Origin of the sequence: Pantoea sp. A4 (genome assembly GCF_000295955.2) — a bacterium.
In the GTDB taxonomy this organism is placed as follows: Bacteria; Pseudomonadota; Gammaproteobacteria; order Enterobacterales; family Enterobacteriaceae; genus Pantoea; species Pantoea multigeneris.
Map to the genome: position 1 here is coordinate 1 of NZ_ALXE01000054.1, position 10201 is coordinate 10201.

At 53.9% G+C, this 10201-nt stretch carries 10 protein-coding genes; 9 read left to right on the top strand and 1 reads right to left on the bottom strand.

Features of this window, described 5'->3' with window-relative positions; genetic code table 11:
* The 4 genes from ftsY to rpoH all read left to right on the top strand — a co-directional run.
* The coding region (gene ftsY / locus B880_RS0122165; RefSeq protein WP_017349660.1) for a signal recognition particle-docking protein FtsY at positions 1 to 1239 on the top strand (1239 nt) is incomplete at its 5' end.
* Positions 1240 to 1244: 5 nt separating this feature from the next.
* Positions 1245 to 1910 (top strand): cell division ATP-binding protein FtsE, encoded by a 666-nt coding sequence (ftsE, locus tag B880_RS0122170; RefSeq protein ID WP_017349661.1) that lies wholly within the window; start codon positions 1245 to 1247, stop codon positions 1908 to 1910.
* Positions 1903 to 2889 (top strand): permease-like cell division protein FtsX, encoded by a 987-nt coding sequence (ftsX, locus tag B880_RS0122175; protein ID WP_017349662.1) that lies wholly within the window; start codon positions 1903 to 1905, stop codon positions 2887 to 2889. The genes ftsE and ftsX overlap by 8 nt, the downstream gene beginning before the upstream one ends.
* A 241-nt stretch (positions 2890 to 3130) precedes the next feature.
* Complete coding sequence (gene rpoH / locus B880_RS0122180; protein WP_017349663.1) at positions 3131 to 3988, top strand: RNA polymerase sigma factor RpoH; 858 nt, start codon at positions 3131 to 3133, stop codon at positions 3986 to 3988.
* A gap of 39 nt (positions 3989 to 4027) precedes the next feature.
* On the opposite strand, the gene panM is transcribed toward rpoH, so the two are convergent.
* Positions 4028 to 4423 (bottom strand): aspartate 1-decarboxylase autocleavage activator PanM, encoded by a 396-nt coding sequence (panM, locus tag B880_RS0122185; protein ID WP_017349664.1) that lies wholly within the window; start codon positions 4421 to 4423, stop codon positions 4028 to 4030.
* A gap of 415 nt (positions 4424 to 4838) precedes the next feature.
* Between panM and B880_RS0122190 the strand changes: the two genes are divergently transcribed.
* The 5 genes from B880_RS0122190 to livF all read left to right on the top strand — a co-directional run bounded on the left by B880_RS0122190 (position 4839) and on the right by livF (position 9938).
* A complete protein-coding gene (locus B880_RS0122190) occupies positions 4839 to 5966 on the top strand; it encodes a branched-chain amino acid ABC transporter substrate-binding protein (protein WP_017349665.1) in 1128 nt (375 codons plus the stop codon).
* A 298-nt stretch (positions 5967 to 6264) separates the two neighbouring features.
* Positions 6265 to 7191, top strand: coding sequence for a high-affinity branched-chain amino acid ABC transporter permease LivH (gene livH / locus B880_RS0122195; protein WP_017349666.1), 927 nt, complete (start codon positions 6265 to 6267; stop codon positions 7189 to 7191).
* Positions 7188 to 8459, top strand: a complete 1272-nt coding sequence (locus B880_RS0122200) for a high-affinity branched-chain amino acid ABC transporter permease LivM (protein ID WP_017349667.1) — start codon at positions 7188 to 7190, stop codon at positions 8457 to 8459. Before livH ends, B880_RS0122200 begins: the two co-directional genes overlap by 4 nt.
* Complete coding sequence (gene livG / locus B880_RS0122205; protein ID WP_017349668.1) at positions 8456 to 9223, top strand: high-affinity branched-chain amino acid ABC transporter ATP-binding protein LivG; 768 nt, start codon at positions 8456 to 8458, stop codon at positions 9221 to 9223. Before B880_RS0122200 ends, livG begins: the two co-directional genes overlap by 4 nt.
* Before the next feature lies 1 nt (position 9224).
* The gene (gene livF, locus B880_RS0122210; protein WP_017349669.1) at positions 9225 to 9938 is read left to right on the top strand and encodes a high-affinity branched-chain amino acid ABC transporter ATP-binding protein LivF; all 714 of its coding nucleotides are present in this window, start codon (positions 9225 to 9227) and stop codon (positions 9936 to 9938) included.
* The last annotated feature ends 263 nt before the right edge of the window (positions 9939 to 10201 follow it).

Genomic DNA, 10201 nt, shown 5'->3' on the forward strand with positions numbered 1-10201 from the left:
GTGGCAGAGCCGGTTGAGCCGGAAGTTGCCCACACGCCAGCAGAGCCTGAAGCGGTAGCGGTCAGCGAAGTTGCAGAGCCTGTAGTGGCAGAGTCGGTTGAGCCGGAAGTCGCCCACACGCCAGCGGAGCCTGAAGCAGTAGCGGTAAGCGAAGTTGCAGAGCCTGAGTTGATCGCTGAGGAAGCCGAAGAGGCACCTACTGAGGATGAACTGGCCGAGCTGGCGCTGGCAGAAGCCCCACAGGATGACGCGGAAGAAAACAGCGTTGGCGATCTGCCATTGGCACCGATTGTGCCCGCTGAGCAGGCGCGCCCGACTAAAGAAGGTTTCTTCTCTCGCCTGAAACGCAGCCTGGTCAAAACCCGACAGAACCTTGGTTCTGGTTTTATGGGGCTCTTCCGTGGCAAGAAAATCGATGACGACCTGTTCGAAGAACTGGAAGAACAGCTGTTAATTGCCGACGTTGGGGTAGAAACCACGCGTCGCATCATCACTAACCTGACTCAACAGGCAAACCGCAAACAGCTGCGCGATGCGGAAGCGTTGTATGGCCTGTTGAAAGCGGAAATGGCCGGCATTCTGGCAAAAGTTGATGAGCCACTGGATGTCGGCGGCAAAATGCCGTTTGTGATTCTGATGGTAGGCGTGAACGGTGTAGGTAAAACCACCACCATCGGCAAGCTGGCGCGTCAGTATCAGGCGGAAGGCAAGTCAGTGATGTTAGCCGCAGGCGATACTTTCCGTGCCGCAGCGGTGGAGCAGCTGCAGGTCTGGGGCCAGCGTAACAACATTCCTGTGGTGGCACAGCACACCGGCGCGGATTCCGCTTCGGTTATCTTTGATGCGATTCAGGCAGCAAAAGCCCGTAACGTAGACGTGCTGATCGCCGATACCGCCGGTCGCTTGCAGAACAAATCGCACCTGATGGAAGAGCTGAAAAAAATCACCCGTGTGATGAAAAAGCTCGACGAAGATGCGCCGCATGAAGTGATGTTAACCCTTGATGCCAGCACCGGGCAAAATGCCGTCAGCCAGGCCAAACTGTTTAATGAAGCAGTAGGTCTGACCGGTATTGCATTGACTAAGCTGGATGGAACGGCGAAAGGGGGCGTGATCTTCTCCATCGCTGACCAGTTCGGTATTCCTATCCGCTATATCGGTGTAGGTGAAGGTATCGAAGATTTACGGCCGTTCAAGGCTGAGGACTTTATTGAGGCACTGTTTGCCCGCGAGGACTAATTGGGATGATTCGCTTTGAAGAGGTCAGTAAGGCTTATCTGGGAGGGCGTCAGGCACTGCAGGGGGTGGATTTTCATCTGCAACCTGGAGAAATGTCGTTTCTGACTGGCCACTCTGGAGCCGGGAAAAGTACGCTGCTCAAACTCATCTGTGGCATCGAGCGGCCGAGCGCTGGTCGTATCTGGTTTGGCGGTCATGATATTTCCCGACTGCGTAACAGTGAGGTGCCTTTTCTGCGGCGGCAGATTGGCATGATCTTTCAGGATCACCACCTGCTGATGGATCGTTCCGTATACGACAATGTGGCGATCCCACTGATCATTTCCGGTGCCAGCGGCGAGGACATCCGTCGTCGCGTATCCGCTGCACTGGATAAAGTCGGTCTGCTCGACAAAGCAAAAAGTTTCCCAATCCAACTCTCTGGTGGTGAACAACAGCGCGTAGGTATTGCCCGTGCCGTGGTGAATAAACCGGCGGTGCTGCTGGCGGATGAACCCACCGGTAACCTGGATGAGGCGCTGTCAGAAGATATTCTGCGCCTGTTCGAAGAGTTTAACCGTGTAGGTGTGACGGTCCTGATGGCAACCCATGACAACGGGCTGATTGCACGCCGTCGCTACCGCGTGATGACGCTGAACCAGGGACGCCTGCACGGAGGCAACAATGGTTAATAAACGAAATAAAAAACCCACGGCTGCGCCGAAAACCAAACAGCCAACGAAAAGCAAAGCGCTGAAAGGCGGCTGGCAAGAGCAGTGGCGTTATGCACTGCGTGGCACGTTGTCAGATATGTGGCGTCAGCCGCTGGCAACGCTGCTCACTGTGATGGTCATTGCCATCTCTCTGACGTTGCCGAGCGTGTGCTACATGGTGTGGAAAAACGTCAGTCAGGCAGCGGAGCAGTGGTATCCGGCTCCTCAGCTGACGGTTTATCTGTCGAAAACGCTGGATGATGACGCAGCCGAAAACGTGGCGAATCAGTTGAAGCAGTTAGACGGTGTGGATAACGTCAACTATTTGACGCGTGAAGAAGCGCTGAATGAGTTCCGAAACTGGTCAGGCTTTGGCGGTTCAATGGATATGCTGGAGCAAAATCCACTGCCTGCGGTCGCGATCATCACGCCGAAGCTCAATTTCCAAAACGAGAATACGTTAAACAGCCTGCGCGATCGCGTGTCGAAGGTGCAGGGTGTTGATGAAGTCCGTATGGATGATAGCTGGTTTGCACGACTGGCAGCCCTCACCGGGTTAGTCGGACAGGTGGCATCAATGATTGGCCTGTTAATGATCGTTGCGGTGTTCCTGGTGATTGGTAACAGCGTCCGGCTCAGCATTTTCGCCCGTCGCGATACCATTAATGTACAAAAGCTGATTGGCGCAACGGATGGCTTTATCTTGCGGCCATTCCTGTATGGCGGTGCGCTCCTCGGCTTTAGCGGCGCGGTGTTGTCGCTGATCCTGTCGGAAGTGCTGGTGTTGCGCCTGCAATCGGTGGTGGCGCACGTGGCCGCAGTATTCGGAACCACCTTCTCGCTGGATGGCTTCTCCTGGGATGAAGCGTTACTGCTACTCCTGATTGCGGCGATCATCGGTTGGGTGGCAGCGTGGCTGGCAACTGTACAACATTTACGCCGATTTACGCCGCAGTAATCCGCTGTAACGTTTTCTGCTATAATATGCCTCTGCTGCCGGTGATAAGGGAGCAGAGGCCCGCGCTTTACCCTCTCGTCATCTGTGTGTAAAATATTCACTGCTACAATTGAACTTGTGGATAACTTTGCCGTCCAACTCTGTGTAGCACAGATTGCTTTCGATTTTCTGGCTGGGTTGTCATAATGTAGCCCTGATGCAAGGGAACGTGCAGCGATAAACCTGATTTGTGAGGATTTGAATGACCAAAGAAATGCAAACTTTAGCAATTGCTCCTCTTGGTAACCTGGAATCTTATGTTCGGGCTGCCAACGTTTGGCCGGTATTGACGGCTGAAGAGGAAAAAGCGTTAGCTGAACGGCTGCATTACCAGGGCGATCTGGATGCAGCTAAGACGCTGATCCTGTCTCATCTGCGCTTTGTTGTTCATATTGCTCGTAACTATTCCGGCTATGGCCTGCCACAGGCAGACCTGATCCAGGAAGGTAACATTGGCCTGATGAAAGCGGTGCGCCGCTTTAACCCGGAAGTGGGTGTGCGTCTGGTCTCGTTTGCCGTGCACTGGATTAAAGCGGAAATTCACGAATACGTTCTGCGCAACTGGCGTATTGTGAAAGTAGCAACCACCAAGGCTCAACGTAAGCTGTTCTTTAACCTGCGTAAAAGCAAACAACGTCTGGGTTGGTTCAACCAGGATGAAGTTGAGATGGTGGCACGCGAGCTGGGTGTGAGCAGTAAAGACGTGCGTGAAATGGAGTCGCGAATGGCGGCGCAGGATATGACGTTTGATATGTCCAGCGACGACGAAAGTAGCGAAACGCGTACCATGGCACCGGTGCTTTATCTGCAGGATAAAACCTCAGACTTTGCTGACGGTATCGAAGAAGATAACTGGGATTCGCACGCAGCAGATAAACTCAGCGATGCGATGATGGGCCTCGATGAACGTAGCCAGCACATTATCCGTGCCCGTTGGTTGGATGAAGAGAACAAAACCACGCTTCAAGAGCTGGCGGATCAGTATGGCGTTTCTGCTGAACGTGTAAGGCAGCTGGAAAAGAACGCCATGAAAAAACTGCGTATGGCGATCGAAGCGTAAGCAGAACTGAGCAGGAAAGGGCGACCCGGTCGCCCTTTTTTATGCCTGCGATTTGCTCCAGCCATCTGGCTGTGCGCGAAAACCGCAAGCCTGCATAAAGGCCGCGCGAATATTCTGGTCCCCAAGGCCGTCATCCGCAATCCACCAGTCCGCCAGTGACCCATTTTGTGCCAGCGTCTCTTCCACTAAATATTGACCGACACCGCGTCGACGCGTCACTTCGCGCACCTCTATATCCGTAATGCTTCCCTGCGTTCCGCGAATCTCTAAGCGTAATGCACCCAACAGACGCTGATTAAAACGCGCCGCGTACAGCCGATGGTTCTCATTTAATTCCTGCTCAAGTTGCGCAATATCTCTTCCAGGCCATACTTTCCCAAGGTCCAGACGATCCTGCGGGGTCAGCGTCGTCAGACGCAGGATAGTAAGTTTCATAGTGACACCTGTGTGGTCAAAAGGGGGTGTTGAATGCGCATAGTGTAGCGAATTTGTGTCTGATTCGGTCGGCTACATTTGTGTGTGAAAAACAGGTTAAAAGCTCACCAATATACTTTAGGTGCGGTATTAACGGGGTCATCTCGTGCAATTATCCAGCATAACACGCTGGAAATGTGCATAAAAACCGTCCAGAAAAACCAGTCGATTATGCTGCTATCCCCCGTCAATACTGATTGTGTCAGTTGATTTACAGAAGAAACTTCCTGTTTAATAACCTGAAAAATAAAGCGTTATCACCAAAAGATGCCAGAAAACCTCGCTAACTCATTATTGCACAATGAATTTTCGACGTTTACTGGCAGAAAATAAGCTAAACACAACATACACAGACACAACTGATGGGGAAGTTCGCATGAAAATGAGTAAAGGACGCGCCTTACTGGCCGGATGCGTTGCGCTGGCATTGAGCCATGCCGCGCTGGCTAAAGACATTAAAATCGCCATCGTAGGTGCTGCGACCGGTCCGGTAGCGCAGTACGGCGATATGCAGTTCACTGGCGCTGCGCAGGCGATCAAAGACATCAACGCCAAAGGCGGCGTTAACGGTGACAAGTTAGTTGGCGTGGAATATGACGATGCCTGTGACCCGAAACAGGCCGTTGCGGTAGCGAACAAAGTGGTTAACGATGGTATCAAGTATGTCATCGGCCACCTCTGCTCTTCCTCTACTCAGCCAGCGTCGGATATTTACAACGACGAAGGCATTTTGATGATCACCCCAGCAGCAACGGCACCAGAGCTGACCGCACGCGGCTATGCGGATGTACTGCGCACCACCGGTCTGGATTCCGATCAGGGTCCTACTGCGGCTAACTACATCCTCGATCAGATCAAACCAAAACGTATTGCCGTTGTGCATGACAAGCAGCAGTACGGCCAGGGGCTGGCAGAATCAGTACAGAAAACCCTGAAAGCCAAAGGCGGTAACGTGGTGCTGTTTGAAGGCATCACCGCGGGCGATAAAGATTTCTCTACCCTGATTGCACGTCTGAAGAAAGAGAACGTGGACTTCGTTTACTACGGCGGTTACTACCCGGAACTGGGCCAGATTCTGCGCCAGGCGAAGGCCGCAGGTCTGAATGCTGGCTTTATGGGACCAGAGGGCGTGGGCAATGCTTCACTCTCTAACATCGCCGGTGATGCATCGGAAGGGCTGTATGTCACCCTGCCGAAGCGTTATGACCAGCTGCCAGACAACAAAGCGATTGTTGACGCGATCAAAACCAACAGCGCTTCCAACCGCAAAGATCCTACAGGTCCATTCGTCTGGACAACCTATGCGGCTATCCAGTCTCTGGTTGCCGGTATTGAGCGTAGCAAGAGTGAAGAGCCTGATGCCATTGCGAAGAACCTGAAAGAAGGCGCTCCGGTTCCAACGGTAATGGGTAACCTGAGCTGGGATCAAAAAGGCGATCTGAAAGGCTTCGAGTTCGGTATTTTCAAATGGCACAAAGACGGTTCCTCTACTGCCGTTAAGTAATACCTCACCAGTACGAGACGTGGGTTAGCGATCACCTTCTTCAGGCGTAGAAGTGGGGTTAATACTTCCTTCTTCGATAACTGAAGAGGAGTTGGTACCTCCTTCTTCGATAGCTGAAGTGGGATTAGCGCTCACCCTCGGTCGTGTGCTGGCCAGAGGATTCACTCTATTTCCCCCTCCCGCTTGCGGGAGGGGGCAGGGGGAGGGGAAACGCGCTCAATAGCTGAGCCGTTTCCCCTCTATCCCGGCGCACTTCCTATCCGAAGCGCGCATTTTCGCTGCAGAGCAGGTCTTCACTATGTCCGAACAAATTCTTTATTTCATTCAGCAGATGTTCAACGGGGTTACCCTCGGGAGCACCTACGCGCTGATCGCCATTGGTTACACCATGGTTTACGGCATCATCGGCATGATCAACTTCGCCCATGGCGAGGTCTACATGATCGGCAGTTATGTCTCCTTTATTGTTATCGCGGGCCTGATGATGATGGGCATCGATGTGGGCTGGTTGCTGATTGGTGCTGCCTTCATCATGGCGATTATCATCTCCAGCGCCTATGGCTGGAGCATTGAGCGTGTGGCTTACAGGCCGGTACGATCCTCCAAGCGCCTGATCGCCCTGATCTCCGCGATAGGCATGTCGATCTTCCTGCAAAACTACGTCAGCCTGACGCAAGGTTCACGCGATCTGGCGTTACCAAGCCTGATTACCGGCCAGTGGACGCTGGGTGAAAGCAACGGCTTCGCGGCAACACTTTCGACGATGCAGCTAGTCATTTGGGTGGTGACCTTCCTCTCCATGTTGGCGTTGACGTTGTTCATCCGCTATTCCCGTATGGGACGTGCCTGCCGCGCCTGCGCCGAAGATCTTAAAATGGCGAGCCTGCTTGGTATCAACACTGACCGGGTTATCTCACTGACCTTTATTATCGGCGCGACGATGGCGGCGGTAGCAGGGGTGCTGTTAGGCCAGTTCTATGGCTCAATTAACCCGTTTATCGGCTTTATGGCCGGGATGAAGGCGTTTACCGCAGCGGTACTGGGCGGCATCGGCAGCATTCCAGGTGCGATGATTGGTGGCCTGGTACTGGGGATCGCTGAGGCACTGACCAGTGCTTACCTCAGCACGGAATATAAAGATGTGGTCTCCTTCGCACTGTTGATCGTGGTGTTGCTGGTGATGCCAACCGGTATCCTTGGCCGCCCGGAGGTAGAGAAAGTATGAAACGCCTCGGGTGGATTAACGCCGTGATCTCCACGGTGATGCTGCTGGTGCTGGCCAGCTTCTTTATGGGCATGCGGCTCGACCTCAACGGCACTCAGCTGGTGGTGGTCAATGCTGGCGCAGTGCGCTGGCAGTGGATTTACATCGGTGCGGCGGTGGTATTTGTTTTCCAACTGCTGCGTCCGCTGTTCCAGAACTCGCTGAAGCGCAGCGGCAAAGGGTTTGTGTTGCCGAGTTTCGATGGTTCAACGCCAAAACAGAAATGGTTGATGGCGCTGCTGATCGTGGTTGCTGTTGCCTGGCCGTTCTTTGTTTCGCGCGGCAGCGTGGATATCGCGACCTTAACGCTGATTTACGTGATGCTCGGCCTGGGTCTGAACGTCGTTGTAGGACTTTCGGGTCTGCTGGTATTGGGCTACAGCGGTTTTTATGCCATTGGCGCTTATACCTTTGCGCTGTTGAACCACTACTACGGTTTTGGCTTCTGGCAGAGCCTGCCGCTGGCGGGGCTGGTGGCCGGGATATTTGGTTTGCTGTTAGGTTTCCCGGTGCTGCGCCTGCGCGGGGATTATCTGGCTATCGTGACCCTTGGCTTCGGTGAGATCGTGCGTATTTTGCTGCTGAACAACACCGCAATCACCGGCGGCCCGAACGGCATTGCACAGATCCCAAAACCGACCTTCTTCGGTCTGGAATTTGGCCGCCGCGTCAGTGAAGGGGGGTGGGCAACCTTCCATGATGTGTTTGGCATGAAATATGACCCAAATGACCGGGTTATCTTCCTCTATCTGGTGGCATTGCTGCTGGTAGTGCTGACGCTGTTCGTGATCAATCGTCTGTTACGTATGCCGTTGGGCCGAGCCTGGGAAGCGCTGCGTGAAGATGAAATTGCCTGCCGTTCGCTGGGCTTAAGCCCAACGCGAATCAAGCTGACGGCGTTTACCATCAGTGCCGCGTTTGCCGGTTTCGCCGGTACGCTGTTTGCCGCTCGTCAGGGCTTTGTCAGCCCGGAATCCTTTACCTTTGTCGAGTCCGCTTTTGTGCTGGCGATTGTAGTGCTGGGGGGGATGGGTTCACAGCTGGCGGTGATCCTTGCGGCCGTGCTGTTGGTGGTTTCGCGCGAATTGATGCGTGACCTCAACGAATACAGCATGTTGGTATTGGGTGGTTTAATGGTGCTGATGATGATTTGGCGTCCGCAAGGGCTGTTACCGATGACCCGTCCGCACCTGAAATTGAAGCAGAGTAGTAAAGGAGAGCAGGCATGAGTCAGCCTTTATTAGCCGTTGAAGGCCTGATGATGCGCTTCGGCGGCCTGTTAGCCGTTAACAACGTGGCACTGGAGCTGCGCGAGAAAGAAATTGTTTCGCTGATTGGTCCCAATGGTGCCGGTAAAACCACAGTGTTTAACTGCCTGACCGGTTTCTATAAGCCGACGGGCGGCACGATTAAACTGCGCGATCGGGCTTTGCAAGGGTTGCCAGGGCAGAAGATTGCGCGGATGGGGATTGTGCGTACGTTCCAGCATGTGCGCCTGTTCCGTGAAATGACGGTGATTGAAAACCTGCTGGTGGCGCAGCATCAGCATCTGAAAAGCGGTGTGTTTTCAGGATTGATCAAAACTCCGGCGTTTCGTCGTAGTGAGAGTGAAGCGTTGGATCGCGCAGCAACCTGGCTCGAACGCGTCGGATTACTGGAACTTGCCAACCGCCAGGCCGGTAATTTGGCTTATGGTCAGCAGCGTCGTCTGGAGATCGCTCGTTGTATGGTGACGCGTCCGGAGATTTTAATGCTGGATGAACCCGCTGCCGGGTTGAACCCGAAAGAGACGCACGAACTGGATGCGCTGATTGCTGAACTGCGCGGTGAGCACAACGTTTCGGTACTGCTTATTGAACATGATATGAAGCTGGTGATGGGCATTTCAGATCGCATTTATGTGGTTAATCAGGGAACGCCGCTGGCCAACGGTACACCGGAAGAAGTGCGTAACAACCCGGATGTTATCCGCGCGTATTTAGGTGAGGCATAAGATGGCGAATCCAATATTAACGCTTGATAACGTAAGCGCTCACTATGGCCCGATTCAGGCGCTACACAGTGTGAGTTTGCATATCGCACAGGGTGAGATTGTCACGCTGATTGGTGCGAACGGTGCAGGGAAAACGACGCTACTCGGGACGCTGTGCGGTGAGCCGCGTGCCAGCTCCGGTAGCATCACTTTCGACGGCAAAGCGATTACCGACTGGCAAACCGCACGCATTATGCGTGAGGCGATTGCGATTGTGCCGGAAGGCCGACGCGTGTTTTCGCGCATGACGGTGGAAGAGAATCTGGCGATGGGCGGTTTCTTTGCCACGCGCCAGCAATATCTGGAGCGTATCGAACGGGTCTACACCCTGTTCCCACGCCTTGCGGAGCGCAAAGTACAGCGTGCGGGCACTATGTCAGGTGGCGAGCAGCAGATGCTGGCGATTGGCCGTGCGCTGATGAGTCAGCCGCGTTTGCTGCTGTTGGACGAGCCGTCGTTGGGTCTGGCACCGATTATTATTCAGCAGATTTTCGACACTATTGAACAGCTACGTCGTGAAGGGATGACCATTTTCCTCGTGGAGCAGAATGCGAATCAGGCACTGAAGCTGGCCGATCGTGGCTATGTACTGGAAAACGGTCGTGTCGTATTGGAAGACAGCGGTGATGCGCTGTTAGCCAACGAAGCGGTGCGTAGCGCCTACCTCGGCGCGTAATTTCCCCTCACCCCAGCCCTCTCCCGCCCGCGGGAGAGGGAGCCCGTTCTGTGATACATGTAATAGTGATGCCGTACATTCCCTCTCCCTTTTGTACAGACCCAAATCTGCACGGACGATGGCCCGCACCTCACTCACATGCAGGCACGGAAGAAGGTCTGCACATTACTCACATGAAGGCGGGGATGGTGGGGAGTAGAGTAAAGCTTCCGCCGCATGGATGCGGCGGCAGAGCCTCCAGGGAGGATTCACGGCGTCTTTAC